The organism is Pseudonocardia autotrophica, from assembly GCF_003945385.1.
Lineage (GTDB): Bacteria > Actinomycetota > Actinomycetes > Mycobacteriales > Pseudonocardiaceae > Pseudonocardia > Pseudonocardia autotrophica.
In genome coordinates this window covers 2,563,852-2,581,916 of sequence record NZ_AP018920.1, presented here as the reverse complement: position 1 = coordinate 2,581,916, position 18,065 = coordinate 2,563,852, and the positions used below count along the sequence as shown (strand labels likewise).

19 protein-coding genes are annotated in these 18,065 nt (G+C 72.6%); 14 read left to right on the top strand and 5 right to left on the bottom strand.

Going from position 1 to position 18,065, the window contains the following annotated elements; translation table 11 throughout:
- The first annotated feature begins 3 nt into the window (after positions 1–3).
- The 5 genes from sucB to Pdca_RS12205 all read left to right on the top strand — a co-directional run bounded on the left by sucB (position 4) and on the right by Pdca_RS12205 (position 5,445).
- Positions 4–1,806, top strand: a complete 1,803-nt coding sequence (gene sucB / locus Pdca_RS12225; protein ID WP_085914904.1) for a 2-oxoglutarate dehydrogenase, E2 component, dihydrolipoamide succinyltransferase — start codon at positions 4–6, stop codon at positions 1,804–1,806.
- A 146-nt stretch (positions 1,807–1,952) separates the two neighbouring features.
- Positions 1,953–2,843 carry a TIGR01777 family oxidoreductase gene (locus tag Pdca_RS12220; RefSeq protein ID WP_085914905.1) on the top strand — a complete coding sequence of 297 codons (891 nt, stop codon included), beginning with the start codon at positions 1,953–1,955 and terminating at the stop codon, positions 2,841–2,843.
- Complete coding sequence (locus Pdca_RS12215) at positions 2,840–4,111, top strand: NAD(P)/FAD-dependent oxidoreductase (protein ID WP_085914906.1); 1,272 nt, start codon at positions 2,840–2,842, stop codon at positions 4,109–4,111. Before Pdca_RS12220 ends, Pdca_RS12215 begins: the two co-directional genes overlap by 4 nt.
- Before the next feature lie 9 nt (positions 4,112–4,120).
- The gene (lipB, locus tag Pdca_RS12210; protein WP_085914907.1) at positions 4,121–4,846 is read left to right on the top strand and encodes a lipoyl(octanoyl) transferase LipB; all 726 of its coding nucleotides are present in this window, start codon (positions 4,121–4,123) and stop codon (positions 4,844–4,846) included.
- A 35-nt stretch (positions 4,847–4,881) separates the two neighbouring features.
- Positions 4,882–5,445, top strand: coding sequence for an ArsR/SmtB family transcription factor (locus tag Pdca_RS12205; RefSeq protein ID WP_232021540.1), 564 nt, complete (start codon positions 4,882–4,884; stop codon positions 5,443–5,445).
- A gap of 16 nt (positions 5,446–5,461) precedes the next feature.
- Here Pdca_RS12205 and Pdca_RS12200 read toward each other — a convergent pair whose 3' ends face one another.
- Positions 5,462–6,394, bottom strand: a complete 933-nt coding sequence (locus Pdca_RS12200) for an LLM class F420-dependent oxidoreductase (RefSeq protein ID WP_085914908.1) — start codon at positions 6,392–6,394, stop codon at positions 5,462–5,464.
- A 54-nt stretch (positions 6,395–6,448) separates the two neighbouring features.
- Between Pdca_RS12200 and Pdca_RS12195 the strand changes: the two genes are divergently transcribed.
- From Pdca_RS12195 to Pdca_RS12185, 3 genes are read left to right on the top strand one after another with little or no spacing between them, the layout of a single operon-like run.
- On the top strand, positions 6,449–7,369 hold the full coding sequence (locus tag Pdca_RS12195; RefSeq protein WP_085914909.1) for an SDR family NAD(P)-dependent oxidoreductase: 921 nt from the start codon (positions 6,449–6,451) through the stop codon (positions 7,367–7,369).
- Positions 7,370–7,371: 2 nt separating this feature from the next.
- Positions 7,372–8,376 carry a lipoyl synthase gene (lipA, locus tag Pdca_RS12190; RefSeq protein WP_085914910.1) on the top strand — a complete coding sequence of 335 codons (1,005 nt, stop codon included), beginning with the start codon at positions 7,372–7,374 and terminating at the stop codon, positions 8,374–8,376.
- A gap of 46 nt (positions 8,377–8,422) precedes the next feature.
- The gene (locus tag Pdca_RS12185) at positions 8,423–9,160 is read left to right on the top strand and encodes a DUF4191 domain-containing protein (RefSeq protein WP_085914911.1); all 738 of its coding nucleotides are present in this window, start codon (positions 8,423–8,425) and stop codon (positions 9,158–9,160) included.
- Between the two features lie 58 nt (positions 9,161–9,218).
- On the opposite strand, the gene Pdca_RS12180 is transcribed toward Pdca_RS12185, so the two are convergent.
- Complete coding sequence (locus tag Pdca_RS12180) at positions 9,219–9,692, bottom strand: RDD family protein (protein ID WP_085914912.1); 474 nt, start codon at positions 9,690–9,692, stop codon at positions 9,219–9,221.
- 185 nt (positions 9,693–9,877) lie between these two features.
- Between Pdca_RS12180 and glnA the strand changes: the two genes are divergently transcribed.
- Complete coding sequence (gene glnA / locus Pdca_RS12175; protein WP_085914913.1) at positions 9,878–11,299, top strand: type I glutamate--ammonia ligase; 1,422 nt, start codon at positions 9,878–9,880, stop codon at positions 11,297–11,299.
- Positions 11,300–11,836: 537 nt separating this feature from the next.
- Here glnA and Pdca_RS12170 read toward each other — a convergent pair.
- From Pdca_RS12170 to Pdca_RS12160, 3 genes are all read right to left on the bottom strand, one after another.
- A complete protein-coding gene (locus Pdca_RS12170) occupies positions 11,837–12,067 on the bottom strand; it encodes a DUF2188 domain-containing protein (protein ID WP_085914914.1) in 231 nt (76 codons plus the stop codon).
- Between the two features lie 79 nt (positions 12,068–12,146).
- The gene (locus Pdca_RS12165; RefSeq protein WP_085914915.1) at positions 12,147–12,365 is read right to left on the bottom strand and encodes a hypothetical protein; all 219 of its coding nucleotides are present in this window, start codon (positions 12,363–12,365) and stop codon (positions 12,147–12,149) included.
- A gap of 271 nt (positions 12,366–12,636) precedes the next feature.
- Positions 12,637–13,452, bottom strand: coding sequence for a helix-turn-helix domain-containing protein (locus Pdca_RS12160; protein WP_085914916.1), 816 nt, complete (start codon positions 13,450–13,452; stop codon positions 12,637–12,639).
- A gap of 592 nt (positions 13,453–14,044) precedes the next feature.
- Here Pdca_RS12160 and Pdca_RS12155 point away from each other — a divergent pair.
- Genes Pdca_RS12155 through Pdca_RS12135 form a run of 5 tightly spaced genes read left to right on the top strand, consistent with a single transcriptional unit; the run spans position 14,045 to position 18,057 of the window.
- Positions 14,045–14,542: a hypothetical protein gene (locus Pdca_RS12155; protein WP_085914917.1), complete on the top strand. Its 498-nt coding sequence runs from the start codon at positions 14,045–14,047 to the stop codon at positions 14,540–14,542.
- Positions 14,539–14,808 (top strand): hypothetical protein, encoded by a 270-nt coding sequence (locus tag Pdca_RS12150; protein ID WP_085914918.1) that lies wholly within the window; start codon positions 14,539–14,541, stop codon positions 14,806–14,808. Before Pdca_RS12155 ends, Pdca_RS12150 begins: the two co-directional genes overlap by 4 nt.
- Positions 14,805–15,401 carry a DUF8175 domain-containg protein gene (locus Pdca_RS12145; RefSeq protein WP_085914919.1) on the top strand — a complete coding sequence of 199 codons (597 nt, stop codon included), beginning with the start codon at positions 14,805–14,807 and terminating at the stop codon, positions 15,399–15,401. The genes Pdca_RS12150 and Pdca_RS12145 overlap by 4 nt, the downstream gene beginning before the upstream one ends.
- Positions 15,398–16,573, top strand: coding sequence for a TrbL/VirB6 family protein (locus tag Pdca_RS12140; RefSeq protein ID WP_085914920.1), 1,176 nt, complete (start codon positions 15,398–15,400; stop codon positions 16,571–16,573). The genes Pdca_RS12145 and Pdca_RS12140 overlap by 4 nt, the downstream gene beginning before the upstream one ends.
- Complete coding sequence (locus Pdca_RS12135) at positions 16,570–18,057, top strand: SCO6880 family protein (RefSeq protein WP_085914921.1); 1,488 nt, start codon at positions 16,570–16,572, stop codon at positions 18,055–18,057. The genes Pdca_RS12140 and Pdca_RS12135 overlap by 4 nt, the downstream gene beginning before the upstream one ends.
- The last annotated feature ends 8 nt before the right edge of the window (positions 18,058–18,065 follow it).

Genomic DNA, 18,065 nt, shown 5'->3' with positions numbered 1-18,065 from the left:
GACATGGCCGTCACCGTAGAGATGCCCGCTCTGGGCGAGAGTGTCACCGAGGGCACCGTCACCCGCTGGCTCAAGTCCGAGGGCGACACCGTCGAGGTCGACGAGCCGTTGCTCGAGGTCTCGACCGACAAGGTCGACACCGAGATCCCGTCCCCCGCGGCCGGGGTGCTGAAGCGGATCATCGCCGGCGAGGACGAGACCGTCGAGGTCGGCGGTGAGCTCGCCGTGATCGGCGACGCCGACGAGTCCGACGGCGACGCCGGTGGATCCGGTGGGGCCGAGCAGGCCACCGAGCAGACGGAGCAGGCCACCGAGGAGCCCGAGCCGGAGCCGGAGCCCGCGCACGAGGCGGCGCCGAAGCAGGAGCCCGGCGGATCGTCGGGCGGCGGGTCCGGGTCCGGGACGCCGGTCACCATGCCCGAGCTCGGCGAGTCGGTCACCGAGGGCACCGTGACCCGCTGGCTCAAGCAGGTCGGCGACACCGTCGACGTGGACGAGGCGCTGCTGGAGGTCTCGACCGACAAGGTCGACACCGAGATCCCGTCGCCGGTCGCGGGCACCGTGCTCGAGCACACCGTCGGCGAGGACGAGACCGTCGAGGTCGGCGCGCAGCTCGCCCTCGTCGGCGACGGTTCGGCCGCCCCCGCGGAGTCGTCCGCCCCCGCGCAGGAGGCCCCGGCGAAGGAGGAGGCCCCGGCTCCGAAGAAGGAGGAGCCGGCCGCGGAGAAGAAGCCCGAGCCGAAGCCGGAGCCGAAGGCCGAGCAGCCGAAGGCCGAGGCCCCGAAGCAGCAGCAGTCCCAGCCGGCCGGGTCCACCGACACCCAGGGTGGCGCGTCGTCGTCCAACGGATCGGGTGACCGGCCCTACGTGACGCCGCTGGTCCGCAAGCTGGCCCAGGAGCACGGCGTCGATCTGGAGTCGCTGACCGGCTCCGGCGTCGGTGGCCGCATCCGCAAGCAGGACGTGCTGGCCGCGGCCGAGCAGAAGTCCGCCCCGGCCGCCGAGGCCCCGGCCGCACCGGCCGCGTCCGGTGGTGCGCCGAAGCAGCCGCAGACCGTGCCGACCCGGCCGGAGGACGGCCCGCAGCCGGGCACCACCGTCAAGCTGCCGCGGCTGCGCCAGGTGATCGCCCAGCGGATGAACGAGTCGCTGGCGGTGTCCGCCCAGCTCACCACCGTGCAGGAGGTCGACCTCACCCGCATCGTCAAGCTGCGGAACAAGGTCAAGGAGGACTTCAAGCGCCGCGAGGGCGCCAACCTCACCTTCCTGGCCTTCATCGCGAAGGCGACGATCGAGGCGCTCAAGGCGTTCCCGTCGGTCAACGCCTCGATCTCCGAGGACAACAAGCAGGTCACCTACCACGGCTCGGTGCACATGGGCATCGCCGTGGACACCCCGCGCGGCCTGCTCGTCCCGGTGATCAAGGACGCCGACGACCTGTCGCTGGCCGGGATCGCCAAGAAGATCGCCGATGTCGCCGCCCGGACCCGGAACGCCAAGATCGGCCCGGACGAGCTGTCCGGCGGCACGTTCACGATCACGAACATCGGCTCCGCGGGCGCCCTGTTCGACACCCCGATCCTGAACCAGCCGCAGGTCGGCATCCTCGGCACCGGGGCGATCGTGAAGGAGCCGAAGGTCGTCACCGGCCCCGAGGGCGACGACGTGATCGCCGTCCGCTCGGTCTGCTACCTGCCGCTCACCTACGACCACCGCCTGGTCGACGGTGCCGACGCCGGACGTTTCCTGTCCGCCGTCCGGGCACGCCTGGAGGAGGGCGCCTTCGAGGCCGAGCTCGGCCTGTAGGCGACAACTCCCCCGCACACGGCGGTCGCGGCCCGTCCCGGTTCCCCCGGGGCGGGCCGCGCCCGTACCACCGTCGGGCGATCGGGTGATCACCATCGCCGCCCGCCGGGTCGCGCCGTGGCCCGGAACCGGGAAGGATCGCCGCCGTGCGCGTCGTCATAGCCGGTTCGTCCGGTCTGATCGGAACCGCCCTGGTCGCCCATCTACGGGGGGCGGGCCACGAGGTGCTGCGCCTGGTGCGGCGCTCGCCCGCCGCACCGGACGAACGGGGCTGGGACCCACCGGCGGGGACGATCGAGGACGGGACGCTGGACGGCGTCGACGCCGTGGTCAACCTCAACGGGGCCGGGCTGGCCGACCGGCCGTGGAGCGGGGCCCGCAAGCAGCTGATCCGCGACTCCCGCAATGTGCCGACCGATGTGCTCGCCACCGCGGTGGCCCGGCACGGCGTCCCGGCGTTCGTCAGCGGCTCCGCGGTCGGCTACTACGGCGACACCGGTGACCACGTCACCGACGAGTCGGCGCCGTCGGGCAGCGGCTTCCTGGCCGATGTCTGCCGGGACTGGGAGGCGGCCGCCGCGCCCGCCGCCGACGCCGGCGCCCGGGTCGTACTGATCCGGACCGGGCTGGTGCTGTCGCCGTCCGGCGGGCTGCTGGCGATGCTGCGCCCGTTGTTCCGGGGGTTCCTCGGCGGCCGGATCGGCAAGGGCACCCAGTACATGCCGTGGGTCTCGCTGGACGATCAGGTCTCCGCGCTGCGGTTCGCCGTGGAGACCGGGTCGCTGTCCGGCCCCGCCAACATCACCGGCCCGGTGCCGGTCACCAACGCCGAGTTCACCCGGGAGCTGGGCGAGGCGGTCGGACGGCCGACACCGTTCTCGGTCCCGGCACCGGTGGTCTCCACCGTGCTCGGTGAGCTGGGCCGGGAGACGCTGCTCAGCGGGCAGCGCGCGGTGCCGAAGGCGCTGCTCGACGCCGGGTTCCGGTTCCGCCACCACACCGTCGGGGACGCGCTGTCGGCCGCGGTCGGCACGTGACCCCGCCGGACGTCCTGGTCGTCGGCGCCGGCCTCGCCGGGCTGCGCGCGGCAGCCGTCCTGCACCGGCACGGATTGTCGGTGCGGGTGCTGGAGGCGTCCGACCGGGTCGGCGGCCGGATGGCGACCGACGTCGTCGACGGCTTCCGCTGCGACCGCGGGTTCCAGGTGCTGAACTCGTCGTACCCGGCGCTGCTGGCGGCACTGGCTCCGCACGGCATGGACTCGCTCGCCGTCCGCGCCTTCGAGCCGGGCGCCGCCGTCCGCGCCGGTGACGGTGAGCTGCACCGGTTCGTCAACCCGCTGCGCCGGCCGGCGTCCGCCCCGGCGACCGCCGCCGACGATCTGTTCGGCCCGCTCGACAAGGCGAAGCTGGTCGCCTGGACGGCGCGGGTGCTGGCCTCTCCCCCGGCACGCACCGCGACGCTGATCGACCGCTCGGCCGCCGACGACCTCGACGCGGCCGGGATCGGCGGAGCGGTCACCGACCGGTTCCTGCGCCCGTTCCTGTCCGGGGTGCTGGCCGATCCGGCGCTGGAGACCTCGGCCGCGTTCGTCCGGCTGGTGTGGCGCAGCTTCGCGCTGGGCACGATCGTCGTCCCCGACGACGGGATCGAGGCGCTGCCCCGGCGGCTGGCCGCCGCGCTGCCCGCCGGCGCCGTCTCGCTGCACACCCGGGTGCACGCCGTGCACGGCGGGGAGGCGCCGTCGGTGCACACCGACGACGGCACACTGCGCGCCCGCGCGGTGCTCGTCGCCGCCGATCCGCGCACCGCGGCCGCGCTGCTGCCCGGTGTCGCCGAGCCCCGGATGAACGCGCTGACCACCTACTTCCACGTTCCCCGGCAGGCGCCGGCTGCGGCGGCGCTGCTGCACCTGGACGGCACCGGCGGCCCGGTGGTGAACAGCGTGGTCATGACGGCCGTCGCGCCCGGCTACTCGGCCGACGGGCGCCCGCTGGTGGCGTCGTCGGTGGTCGGCACACCGGAGGGCAGCGGGATCGACGAGCCGGTCGTGCGCCGTGAGCTGGCCCGCATCTGGGCGGCCCCGACCGACGACTGGGAGCACCTGCACACCGCGCGGATCGACGAGGCGCTGCCGCTGCTGGAGGCCGGGCGGCCGGTGCGCCGCGACGTCGACCTGGGCCGGAACCTGTTCGTCGCGGGTGACCACCGGGACACCCCGTCCACCCAGGGCGCGCTGGTCAGCGGACGGCGCGCGGCGCAGGCGGTGCTGGCACGCCTCGGTGCGGGGCGGTCACGGGGGTAATCTCGGGGCATGCCCGATCCTCAGCAGAGCTGCCGTGCCGGAACCGACGCCGTCCGGGTGGACCGGCTGGGGCTCGTCGAGTACCTCGCCGCCTGGGACACCCAGCGGGCGCACGCCGCGGCCCGCCAGGAGGGCACCGGGCCGGACGTGCTGATGCTGCTCGAGCACCCGGCCGTCTACACCGCGGGCCGCCGGACCCGGCCGGAGGACCGGCCGCAGGACGGCACCCCGGTGATCGACGTCGACCGTGGCGGCCGGATCACCTGGCACGGGCCGGGGCAGCTGGTCGGCTACCCGATCGTCGCACTGAACGAGCCGATGGACGTCGTCGACTACGTCCGGCGGCTGGAGGAGGCGCTGATCCGGGTCTGCCACGATCTCGGACTCACGACGGCCGGCCGGGTCGAGGGCCGGTCCGGGGTGTGGCTGCCCGCCGAGGGGCTGCGCCCGGAGCGCAAGGTCGCCGCGATCGGGGTCCGGATCTCCGGCGGGGTGACCCAGCACGGGTTCGCCATCAACTGCGACGCCGACCTGGGCGACTTCGGCCGGATCGTGCCCTGTGGGATCGCCGACGCCGGCGTCACCACGCTGAGCACCGAACTCGGCCGTGAGATCACCGTCGACGACGTCGCCGACGCCGTGACCACCGCCGTGCTCGACGCGATCGACGGGCGGCTCCCGGTCGCCGAGCATCCGGTCGCCCGGATGGTCGATCTGATGAGCGGCCTCGGCTGATCGACCGTTTCTCCGTAGTTCCGTAGAATAGTGGAGTGACCGAGGACCGACTGGCCGATCTGGAGCGTCGCGTCGAGCTGCTCGAGCGCCGGCTGGACGGGGCGCTGGCACCGGCTCCCGCAGCATGCAGTCCGTCCGCGGATGCGGGCAGCGTGCCCGCCGGCACGGGTGCCGCGTCTCCGGGCGCGGGCACCGCATCGACGGGCGCGGGCGCTGCATCGACGGGCGCCGGCGTCGTGCGCTACTCCGGCGAGGTCGCGCTGCACGGTGAGGTCAGCTGGGCCGTCGAGTACGACGCCGGCGCCGCGCTCGCCCTCGACGACGAGCCGCGCACCGCGGTACTGGCCGCACTCGGGCATCCGGTGCGGGTCCGGATCGTCCGCGGCCTGCTGCACGGCCCGCGCGGCACGGCCGAGCTGACCGAAGTCGCCGAGCTGGCCTCGACCGGGCAGCTCTACCACCACCTCAAGGCGCTGACCCACGCCGGGCTCGTCGAGCAGGACGGCCGCGGCAGCTACCGGATCGCGCCGCGAGCCGTGGTGCCGACACTGGCGCTGCTGACCGCGGCCGCCGACGTCGGCGGCCAACTGGGCACCTGAGCCGCGCCCCGCGCGCTCAGCCGAGCTGCCCCATCACCGACGTGGCGAACTGCTCCACGTGGTCCAGATCGGACAGATCGAGGATCTGCAGGTAGAACCGGGTCGCACCGGTCCGCTCGGACCAGCGGCCGAGCTGGTCGACCACCTCGTCGGGGGTGCCGGCCAGGCAGTTCGCACGCACCTCGGCGACGTCCCGGCCGACCGCGGCGGCGCGGTGGGCGATCTCGGCGTCGTCGCGGCCCAGGCACAGCATCTGGGCCACCGAGTAGGTCAGCTCGGCCGGGTCGCGGCCGATCGCGCGGCAGGCGTCGCGGACCCGGCCGAACTGCGCGGCGACCGCGTCGGGCTCCTGGAACGGCACGTTGAACTCGGACGCGAAGCGGGCCGCGAGCGCGGGCGTCCGGCGCTTGCCCTTCCCGCCCACGACGACCGGTGGGGCGTCCTGCACCGGGCGCGGCAGTGCCGGCGAGTCGGTGATCGTGTAATGCGTGCCCCGGTGGTCGAACCGTCCGCCCTGCGGCGTCGCCCACAGCCCGGTGAGGATCTCCAGCTGCTCGGTGAGGATCTCGAAACGCTGCCCGAGCGGCGGGAACGGGATCCCGAGGGCGGCGTGCTCGGCCTCGAACCAGCCCGCGCCGATGCCGAGCTCGATCCGGCCGCCGGACATCTCGTCGGCCTGCGCGACGGCCACCGCGAGCGGCCCGGGCAGCCGGAACGTCGCACTGGTGACGAGCGTGCCCAGCCGGATCCGCTCGGTCTCGCGGCCGAGCGCGGCGAGGGTCACCCAGGCGTCGGTCGGTCCGGGCAGGCCCGTGCCGTCGCCCATCGCCAGGAAGTGGTCGGAGCGGAAGAAGGCGTCGTAGCCGGCGTCCTGCGTCGCACGGGCGACCCGGAGCAGCTCGGAGTAGCTCGCGCCCTGCTGGGGTTCGGTGAAGATCCGGAAGTCCACGATGCCGCACGGTAGCCGCGGCCCGCCGGTCCGCGCCCGCTACCGTCCCCGCTTGTGTATCCGCTCCCCGATCTCGCCGGCCGCACGGTGCTCGTCACCGGTACGACGTCGGGGCTCGGCCTGGCGTTGTCCGGCGCGCTGGCCGGGGCCGGCGCCCGGGTCCTGATGGCGGCCCGGGACACCAACCGGGGCCAGCTCGCGGCGGAGCGGGCCGGCGGCGAGCTCGTACTGCTCGATCTCGCCGACCTGTCCTCGGTGCGCTCCGCCGCGCTCGAGATCCGGGAGCGCACCGGCGACCGGCTGGACGTGCTGGTCAACAACGCCGGCGTCGCGATGGGCCCGCGTGCGGAGACCACGGACGGCTTCGAGCTGCAGATCGGTACGAACCATCTCGGCCCCGCGGCGCTGACCTGGCTGCTCATGCCTGCGCTGCGCGCCGCCGGTGACCGGGAGCAGCCGTCCCGGGTGGTGACGACCACGAGTCTCGGGCACCGGACCGGCCGGCTCGACGTCGACGACCTGCACTGGCGGGCGCGCCGCTACTCGCCGAACGCCGCCTACGGGGCCTCGAAGCTGGCGAACCTGCTGTTCGCCGCCGAGCTGGACCGCAGGCTGCGGCTCGCCGGGGATCCGGTCCTGTCGGTGGCCGCGCACCCGGGGATGACCGAGTCGTCGCTGCTGGCGAACTCCTTCCGGCGCGGCGGGCGCGGCGCCTGGAAGGGGCACGTGTACGGCCTGCTCGACCGGTGGCTCGTCCAGCCGGTCGAGCAGGGCATCGGACCTCAGCTGGCCGCCGCGACCGGGCCGGTGCACGGCGGCGACCACATCGGTCCGTCCGGCCCCGGGGAGATGCACGGACCGCCCGGCCCGGCGCGCCGTTCCACCGCCGCGCAGGACCCGGTTCTGGCCGGTCGGTTGTGGCACGTCACGGCCGCCGCGACCGGCATCACACCGGACCCCGGGCGTACGGTGTAGCCGTGACCGTCGCACCCGAAGGCCGCAAGCTGCTCCGCCTCGAGGTCCGCAACTCGGAGACCCCGATCGAGCGGAAGCCCTCCTGGATCCGTACCCGCGCCCGCACCGGCCCGCAGTACACCGAACTCAAGGGCCTGGTCCGCTCCGGCGGCCTGCACACGGTCTGCGAGGAAGCCGGCTGCCCCAACATCTACGAATGCTGGGAAGACCGCGAAGCCACCTTCCTCATCGGCGGCGAACAGTGCACGCGGCGCTGCGACTTCTGCCAGATCGACACCGGCAAACCCACCGACCTCGACCGCGACGAACCCCGCCGGGTCGCCGAATCGGTCCAGCAGATGGGCCTGCGCTACTCCACCGTCACCGGCGTCGCCCGCGACGACCTCGACGACGGCGGCTCCTGGCTCTACGCCGAGACCGTCCGCCAGATCCACGCACTCAACCCCGGCACCGGCGTCGAACTGCTGATCCCCGACTTCAACTCCCGCGACGACCAGCTCGGCCCGGTCTTCGACGCCCACCCCGAGGTCCTCGCACACAACCTCGAGACCGTCCCCCGGATCTTCAAGCGGATCCGCCCCGCGTTCCGCTACGAACGCTCCCTCGAGGTCATCACCAAGGCCCGGGACAAGGGCCTGGTCACCAAGTCCAACCTGATCCTGGGCATGGGCGAAACCCCCGACGAGGTCACCAGCGCACTACACGACCTGCACGACGCCGGCTGCGAGATCATCACCATCACCCAGTACCTGCGCCCCACCAAACGCCACCACCCCGTCGAACGCTGGGTCAAGCCCGAGGAGTTCGTCGAACACTCGCGCGCCGCCGAACAGATCGGCTTCGCCGGCGTCATGGCCGGCCCGCTGGTGCGCTCGTCCTACCGGGCCGGACGGCTCTACGCCCAGACCGTCGCGCACCGCGGCGAGCAGCTGCACCCGGACCTGGCACACCTCGCCGAGTCCGGCCCGGCCTCCCAGGAAGCGAGCTCGCTGCTCGCCCGCAGCTGACCACCTCCGCGTACCGTTGATCACGGTGGGGACGTAGGCTGGGCACATGCCCGGCAAGCCCCGCAAGCCCACGCCCGAAGAAAAGAAGGCGCGCAAGGCCGCGAAGAAGGCCGCGTCGAAGCAGCGCCGCCAGCAGATCTGGCAGGCGTTCCAGATGCAGCGCAAGGAGGACAAGAAACTCCTCCCGATCATGATCGGCATTTTTGTCGGTGCGATCGCGCTGGTCACCCTCATCGGCTGGCTCTTCGGGCTCACCTGGCTCTTCGTCCCGTTCGGCGTGATGATCGGTGCGCTGGGGGCGTTCAGCGTGTTCGGGCGCCGGGTACAGCGCTCGATCTACACCAAGGCCGACGGGCAGCCGGGTGCAGCGGGCTGGGCGCTGGACAACATGCGCGGGCAGTGGCGGATCACGCAGGGCATCGCGGGAACCACGCACCTCGACGCGGTGCACCGGGTCGTCGGGCGGCCCGGGATCATCTTCGTCGCCGAGGGGGCCCCGCACCGGGTGAAGAGCCTCATCGCGCAGGAGAAGAAGCGCACCGCGCGGGTCGCCGGCAGCACCCCGATCTACGACATCCTGGTCGGCAACGACGACGGTCAGGTTCCGCTGAAGAAGCTCCAGCGTCACCTCATGAAGCTGCCGCGGAACATCTCCGCCGCCGAGATGGACTCGCTGGAGAACAAGCTCAACGCGCTCGGCAACCGGACGGCCGCCATGCCGAAGGGCCCGCTCCCCCAGGGCGCGAAGATGCGCAGCATCCAGCGCACCGTCCGCCGCCGCTGAGAGTCCGGCCCGGCGAATCCGGGCCTGCGAATCCGGCCCTGGAGTCGAGGGCGGAGCGTCAGCCGCGCACGACACGCACGACGATCGTCGTGCTCGCGCGGTCCTGCCAGCCCCGGCCGTCCGGGTCACGCAGGAACGGCGGGAGCACCAGCGCGATCAGCGCGGTGCGCAGCAGCGCCCGCGGGACGCCCACGTACTGGGCCATGTCCGTGCGCGCGACCCGCATTCCGAGCGCGATGTGTCCCGGGGTCATCCCGAACACCGACACCATCAGTGCGGTGATCACGAACCACGCGCCGAGCACACCCCAGCTGAAGTCCGGGGTACCGATCGCGTCGGCGCCGGCGACCAGCAGCACCAGCAGGTACGCCAGTGCCCAGTCGATGCACACGCCGCCGATCCGTCGGCCGAGACCCGCCACCGAGTAGTGCCCGGTCTCGGGCAGACCGAAGCGCTGTCCCGGGTAGCCACCCGGCTCCGGAGCGGGGCCGACGGGTGAACCGGGAAGCCAGGACTCGATCCAGCGGGCCATGCCTTCTAGCCTAGGCGTCGCAGCGGGACAGCCGCCGTCGGCCACTACCGGACATGCAGGACGATTGTGATCGTCGTCGCGGTCGGTTCAGTTAACGTCGGCGAAACAGGTGAGTGATGGGTGGGCAACACGGCACTCCTACCGTCGCCCACGATCTCCACCAGCGATCGAAGGAGCCCGAGAGAGTGTTCAGCAACGCCGAAGAGGTACTCAAGTACATCTCGGACGAGAAGGTCGAGTACGTCGACATCAGGTTCTGCGACCTGCCCGGCGTCATGCAGCACCTCACCGTCCCCGCCAAGACGGCCGGCGACCTCCTGGAGAACGGCGCCGCGTTCGACGGTTCCTCCGTCCGCGGTTTCCAGGCGATCAACGAGTCCGACATGGCGCTGCACGCGGACCCCTCGACCGCACGTGTCGACCCGTTCCGCAAGCACCGCACCCTGAACATCAACTTCTTCGTCCACGACCCGATCACCGGCGAGCCCTACTCCCGGGACCCGCGGAACGTGGCGCGCAAGGCGCAGGAGTACCTGACCGCGACCGGCATCGCCGACACCGCGTTCATGGCGCCCGAGGCCGAGTTCTACGTCTTCGACTCGATCCGGTTCGGCACCGACCCGCACCAGGCCTACCACCACATCGACTCCGCCGAGGGCTGGTGGAACACCGGCCGCGACGAGGCCGGCGGCAACCTGGGCTACAAGGTCAACTACAAGGGCGGCTACTTCCCCGTCCCGCCGGTCGACCACTACGCCGACCTGCGTGCCGACATCGTCAGCACCATGCAGGCGTCGGGCTTCGAGGTCGAGCGTGAGCACCACGAGGTCGGCACCGCGGGCCAGGCCGAGATCAACTACAAGTTCGACACGCTGCTGCGCGCGGCCGACGACGTCATGCTCTTCAAGTACCTGGTGAAGAACGTGGCGTGGCAGAACGGCAAGACCGCGACCTTCATGCCGAAGCCGCTGTTCGGCGACAACGGCTCGGGCATGCACGTGCACTCGTCGCTCTGGAAGGACGGCCAGCCGCTCTTCCACGACGAGTCCGGCTACGGTGGCCTGTCCGACATCGCGCGCCACTACATCGGCGGCCTGCTGCACCACGCGCCGTCGCTGCTGGCGTTCACCAACCCGACGGTGAACTCCTACCACCGCCTGGTCCCCGGCTTCGAGGCACCGGTCAACCTGGTCTACTCGGCCCGTAACCGCTCGGCCTGCATCCGGATCCCGCTGACCGGTGACAGCCCGAAGGCCAAGCGCGTCGAGTTCCGCTGCCCCGACTCGTCCGGCAACCCGTACCTCGCCTTCTCGGCGATGCTGATGGCCGGACTCGACGGGATCAAGAACAAGATCGAGCCGCCGGCGCCGATCGACAAGGACCTCTACGAGCTCCCGCCCGAGGAGGCCAAGGACATCGCGCAGGTCCCCGGCAGCCTGGGCGCGGTCATCGACAAGCTCGAGGAGGACCACGACTACCTGCTCGAGGGTGGCGTGTTCACCCCGGACCTGATCGAGACCTGGATCGCCTACAAGCGGGAGAACGAGATCGACCCGCTGCGGCTGCGCCCGCACCCGTACGAGTTCGCGCTCTACTACGACGTCTGATTCCTGCAGGTTTCTGACCTGCTGAGCTGTCCGCAAAACGGTGGTTGACCTGCGCAGATGCCTTCCGGCGTCTGCCGGCGTCAACCACCGTTTTTCGTGCTCGTGTGCCACGGATGTGCCACACCGGAGATCAACACGGCGGGTCGGGGTGCGGTGCGGATCAATCCCAGGCTGGGTGCGCGGCGGGACCGGAGTCGATTGGCGGCGCGGACGACCGTGGCCGTCGCGCGCTCGCCAGGTGGTCGTCGCGTGGTCGGTAGCCGGCGGCGCGCAGCGGACGCGGTCACCAGGCCTCCCTCAGACACGGCATCACGGCATCACGGCATCACGGCGGCAGCCAGCCGGACGAGTAGCCAGGCGACCTCCGGGGCTCGACCCGTCCGAGTGCACGATCACCTGCAGCGGATCGTGCACGACCGACGTGGCCAGCATCTGACCCTCCGGCGCGGTGGGCCGGAACCAAGACGAAACCGCCGGGTGATGGAGGGGGTTCTCTGTCACCCGGCGGTTGTTCGACGGTCCGCGACGTCGGAGCGGTCAGCCCTTCGAGTTCTTGGGGTCGCGGCTGCGGGGGTAGGTGTTGCGCTCGCCGATCCGGCCGTCCTGGTTGTGAATGACGTGCTCGACCCCACGGTCGATGGCCATCTCCCGGCCTGCGGCCTGTGCCTCCGCCTTCGTCGGTGCGCTGTTGGAGGCGCGCTGGTTGCCCTCGGCCTTGTTCACCCAGCGGTCGCCCTGTTTGCTGGTGTGGATGTCGCCCTCAGCCATGGTGGTGCCTTTCGTCGTGATCGAGTGGCGGCCGCCGGGGGACGACCGCTCGGATGGAGCCCCAGGTGCAGACCGGGGGTCACCGGTTCTCGGTGACCGTGGTGCGCGGGTGCCGGGTCGCGGTCGCCTCGGCGACGTAGCGGCCTGTGATCGCGCTGCGATGCGCGGTGCCGGTCGCCCGGCTGGCGCCCACGGCGTTGGTGACCGTGGTGCGCGGGTGCCGGGCCGCAGCGGTAGCGGTGACGTAGCGGCCTGTGATCGCGCTGCGCGCGGATCCGGAGCGGGGGGAGCGGGACATGGCCTGAACCTTCCTGTTCACGCCGCGCAGTCCCGGGTTGAGATTGCGTCGACACCGAAGGTGTAGTGCCATTTCTCGGTTTACCCCCCAAGATGTTGTGGCCGGACGGCGGCGGGGCGCCGAGCGGCGCGGTCGACGATGCGGTGGGCGACGTCGACGTCGACGCGCGCGCGGGCCTGGCGGGCGTCCCGGGCGCCGAGCGAGGACCGGGCGATGAGCACCGACATGGACGGCGTCGAGGACGCTGACTTCGGCGATCGTGATGGGGGTGTCATGCGATTCCCAGCTTCCTGATCCGGTCGCGGTTGTTGGCGAGCATCCGCTCGATCGTCTTCTCTGATAGGCCGAGGTCGACGGCGATCTCGGCCTGGGTGTGGTCAGCGGCGATCAGCTCCAGCGCGCGGTGGACACGTGGGTCGCGCACGGCGCGGGTACCCCGCCGGATGTAGCCGCGTGCCACCGCCTTCCACTCGGGGCCGTCGATCGCCGCGGTCGGTGCGTCGATGCCCGGGTCTGCGGCGGTGGGGTCGACCAGCAGCGCGCCGCCGGTCTCCTTGTCCAGCCAGGCCCTGTAGATGTTGGCGAAACGGATCTTGCACTGGCCGATGAAGTACGTAGTCAGGCTGGCGCCCTTGCGCGGATCCCATTTGCCGCGCAGCAGGACGTCGTGGTGGAACCGGTACAACGCGATCGCGACGGTCTCCCCTGCGAGCTCGTCCTGAGCGTCCCGGTCGAGAGCGCCCTCGGGTGGGTGGGCGATCCCGAGGCGGGCCTCGTTCATCTTGGCGAAGATCTTCCCGGTGCGTAGCCAGCCGGTCATCACGTCAAGGCCGTAGCGGGTCAGCTCGGTCTGGAACTCGCGATACTCCGGCCCGGTAAACCCGATCAGCGCGAGGCGCAGGTGCAGGTCGACGTCGGCGGCCAGGCGCTCGATCTTCTCCCGCCGCGCGCGGGTGGCCTCATCCTCGCGCTGCTCATGCCCGTCGTCGGCGTCGTCCTCGGCGGGTTGTAGTGCCTCATCCGCGCGCCACGGATCGCGGCGGGACTGTTCGCCCAGCCAGGGCCGGGCGGCCCGTGCACGATCCATAACGGCTGTCTCCGGTCAGGTGCATTGACTGCCTCCTCCGTACGGCAGTCGATGCTCCCTTCTAGTGCTGGCGGGGCCACCACCCCCCAGCAACTTTCAGTGACCTACATCATGCAGGCCGCCGAGGCCTTTCGGACACCGAGCAATCCCGGTTTCCACCTGCGAAGGCGTCATCGGCCCGCCGCCGCGAGCACACACCGGACCACTACCTGGCAGCGGTGGCCGCAGGGCTGATCGGGCCGCGGGCGGCGCGGACCGCGGGCGTACACCCGTGTCCGTCCCGAGCTGTTGCCAGCGCGGTCGCAGGGTCGTGCGCCGGGTGGGCGACACGCGTGGTCAGACCGTGGTCAAACCGTGGTCGGGCTGTAATCAGCGCCGGCTTCGCCGCGACCGCGCGCCCGCCGGGTCGCGGCCGGCTCCCTTGCCCGTCGTGGTCGCAGCCGAATTGCACCCGGCCACGCCCGAGCAACGCAGTCGCAGCGAACCAGCCGGACCCTCCTCGCCAACGAGAGGAGGTACACCGGTGACGACCACAGATGATCGCTGCCCGGGATTCGGGCGAGTCGGTGCGCGGGATTCGCGCCGACGACGGTTGACCGTTGCCGGTGTCGCGGGCGGCGTCGGCGCGACCACGGTCGCGACAGCGCTCGGCGCGGCCGACCGCGGGGTGTTCGTCGGCCGAGCGGTGGACGTCCTGGTGTGCCGGGCGACCGGCGACTCGTTGATCCGGGCCGGCCGGGCCGCGCAACTTGTCGCTCAGGTGACCGGACGCCGCCCGGTGCTGGCGGTGACCGCGGCGGACGCGCACGGCCCGAGCAGGCCGGTAACCGCCCGGCTGCGGTTGCTGGAGCCGCATGCCGCCGCGGTCGTCGTGCTGCCGTACGTCCGCCGCTGGCGTGAGCTCGCCGCGCCGCTCGACGAGGTCCGAGGGCTGCTCGCGACGCCCCGCACCGAGCTCCCGCGAAATCTACGCCGCTTCGCCGGCGCGCTGCGGGATCTGCGCGCCGCGGTGGACGGCCGCTCCCCCGCCGCAGCCCGCCCGGCCCCCGGGCGGGCCGCACCAACCACAGCACCTGGGAGGACACCATGAACACGATCAGAGCGTCAGTTCCCGACCCCGGACCGGTGGCCCCGCCGGGGTTCGCCGACCTCGCCGGCGATCTACTCGGTTGGCTCAAATGGGGGGTGCTCGTCGCCGGAGTGCTCGGCATCCTGATCTGCGCCCTGATGTTGATCATCGGCCGGCGGAACCGGTCGGCCACCGCCTACGAGGGGCTGGTCGGGTCGGCGTGGGTGATCGGCGGTCTCGCGCTCGCCTCGGTCGCGGCGCTGCTGGTCGGGGCGTTCCAGATATGAACCGCCTCCTGCGGCCTGCGGTGTGCGCGGTCGCGGTGCTCGCGGCGGTCAGCTGCACGACGGCACCACCCGCCCCCGAGACGACGGACCGGGTGGCGTTGGTGGCCGTGCCCGGCGGTACCGCGGCGATGTCGCCGCGGCACGGCCCGTTCGGGCACGAAGTCGACCTGGCATTCGGGTTCAGCCACGACGAGGTGGGCGCGGCGATCGCCGCGACACACATCGGGTCCCGAACCAGCTCCGGCGCGGGAGCGGCCGTCGTCGAGGCGACCCTCAACACCCAGTGCTGGGGTGACGTCGCCGCCGCCCGCGAGCGGCTCGCGGCCGCCCTGCCGGTCCCGGACCAGCCGGCGCGGGCGGACCTGACGCCCGCGGCGATCTACTTCCGGGTGATCGCCGGAGACACCCGCGGTGAGCACGTCGTCGTGTCCCTGCTGGCCGACACACCCCAGGCCCGCGTCAGTGGCGGGTACGCGCGCGTCGACACGACGCTGCGTTGGAAGGGCGGCGACTGGCGGCGGCGGGTGCCTGTTCTCCGGCCGAGCCCGCACCCCGACACTGCCGGCTACGCCCTGCTGGGGCCGACGCCGTGACCGCGCTGGCGCAGCCGGCGCCGGGCCAGGAATGCGGCGCGTTCGATCTCGGGTGCCAGGCCGGGCAGGCCGTCGGGTCGGCGTTCCAGGGCATCGTCGCCGAGGTCGCCAAGGGCGCCGCCGAGCTGGTGGTGTCGTCGGCGGCGTGGTGGGTGGAGACCGACAGCGTCGACCCGCTCAATCCGGCCGTGGCCGCCGCCCAAGGCGCCGCCCGTGACCTGATCCTGGTCATCCTGGTCGGGTCGGTGCTCGTGCAGTCGATCCGGCTGATCCTCTCGCGCAAGGGCGAGCCACTGATCATGGTCGCTACCGGGCTGATCCGCTACGCGGTGGTGTCCGCGCTCGGGCTGGTCGTGCTGCAGATCGCGCTGCGCGCCGGTGATGCGTTGGCCACCGAACTGCTCGACGGCGCCGCGAGCAACTTCGCCCTGCTGATGCAGGACGTCCTGGTCAACGGCGAGGGCGACGCGGTGTTCCTGATCCTGCTGGTGTCGCTGATCGCGGCGGTGCTCTCGCTGGTGCAGTGGGTGCTCATGGCGATGCGCCAGGCCGGGCTGCTCGTGCTGGCCGCGATGCTGCCCCTCGCCGCGTCGGGGTCGCTGACCCGCTCGACCCGGGGCTGGCTCGACAAGCTGATGGTGTGGCTGATCGCGATGGTCGTCTACAAGCCCGCGGCCGCGTTCATCTACTACATCGGCTTCTCCTACCTGTCCTCGCCGAGTGCCACCGACGCGGGCCGCACCTCCACGATGATCACCGGGATCATGGTGCTGCTGCTCGCGGTGATCGCGATGCCGGTGCTGCTGAAGTTCTTCGCCTGGTCCGGGACCCAGATCGGCGGCGGGGGCGGCGGCGGGTCCGGGTTCCTCGGCGCCGTCGGCGCCGTGGCCATGACGCAGGGCCACGGGCGCGGCGCGGTCGACCGGGCCGCAGCGATGGAGGCGAACGGCCCCGGCTCGTACGCCACGGTTGGCCAGCACCCGCCGCTCGCCGGCGCTATAGCGCCGACCGGCGCGGCCCCCACGGCCGGCGGGGCCGGCGCCGCTGGCGCTGGCGCGGCCGGTGTTGCGGCGGCGGGCGTAGCAGCAGCCGGCACGGCCGGAGCGGCCGCGGTCCGCGCAGTCGCGGGAGGGATGACCGGCGGCAAGGACGGCGGCGGTGACCCACAATGAGCGCGGGCCGCGGTGTAGACGACGGGCCCCGCCTCTACGGCAACTGGCGCGCCGAACGGGGCTGGGGTGTCGGGTCGCTGTCGACGACCGCGACCATCGTGCTGTTCGCCGCGGTGCTCGTGCCGCTGCTCGCGGTGTCGGCGTTCCCGTCCGCGACACTGCCGCTGCTGGGCGGGTCGGCCGCGGTGATCGGCGCGGTCGTGGTCCGGGTGGGCGGGGTCAGCCTCACTGACGTCGTCGTGCGCCGAGCCCGGTTCCACCGCGCCCAGGCGGCCGGCTGGACCGAGCTGTCGGGCGGGATCCTCACCGAGCACCCCCGTGGGACGGACCTGCCCGGCGTGCTCGCCCCGTTGCGCCCGCTCGACGTCGACGACGGCCGCGGCGGGCGGCATGCGCTGTTGTGGCATCGCCGCACCGGCATGCTGACCGCGGTCCTGCGCTGCTCTCCGATCGGGCTCGACCTCGCCGACCCCGAGCGCGCCGACGCGTGGGTCGCAGCGTGGGGCGCGCTGCTCGCCGACCTCGGCTACCTGCCGCTGATCCGGCACCTCGCGGTCACCGTCGACACCACCCCCACCGGAGGTGCCACGGTCCGTGACCACATCGCCTCGGCGCTCGACCCGACCGCGCCCGCCCTGTCGCGACAGATCATGGCCGAGCTGGCCGACCTCACCCCCGGCACCGCGGCCGAAGCCGACGCCCGGGTCGCGATCTGCCTCGACCCCGCGCGCGCCACCCCACGCCCGGCCGACCTGCTCGCCGCCGCGGTCGAGGTCAGCCGGCGCCTGTCCGCGATCGAGAACCAACTCGCCGCGTGCGGCGTCGCCGTCCTCGGACGCGCCACCACCGGCTGGCTCACCACCCGCATCCGCGGGGCGTTCGACCCCCACCATCGCTCCGATCTCAACCGCCCCGACCAAGCCGATGCCGTACTTGATTGGCATGACGCCGGCCCGATCGCCGCCCGCGAGCGTTGGGACACCTACCGCCACGAGGGCGGGCTCTCGGTGACCTGGGCACTGCGGGAGGCCCCGCGGCAGGCCGTCGGCGCCGGGGTGCTGGTGCCGCTGCTCGCGCCCGGCCCGTTCCCGCGCCGCACGACCTGGCTCTATCAGCCCTACCCCGCCGAGCAGGCCGCGGCGAAGGTCGAGAACGAGGTCACCTCCGGCCAGGTCCGCCGCGCGTGGGCCGAGCGCACCCGCCGCGACGAGACCCAACGCGAACGCGACGACCGCGACCGAGCGATGCAGTCCGCCCGCGAGGAAGCCCAGGGCGCCGGCGTCGGCCGGTTCACCCTCTACGTCACCACCACCGTCCTGCACGACGACGATCTCCCCGCCGCCGTCGCCGACATCGAACAACGCGCCGGCCAGTCGAAGCTGCGGCTGCGCCGCCTGCGCGGCGCCCAAGCCGCCGGGTTCGCCGCGGGCCTCGGCGTCGGGATCGACCCCGCCGACCTGCTGACCCATCGCCGCCACCGCTGACGGGAGCA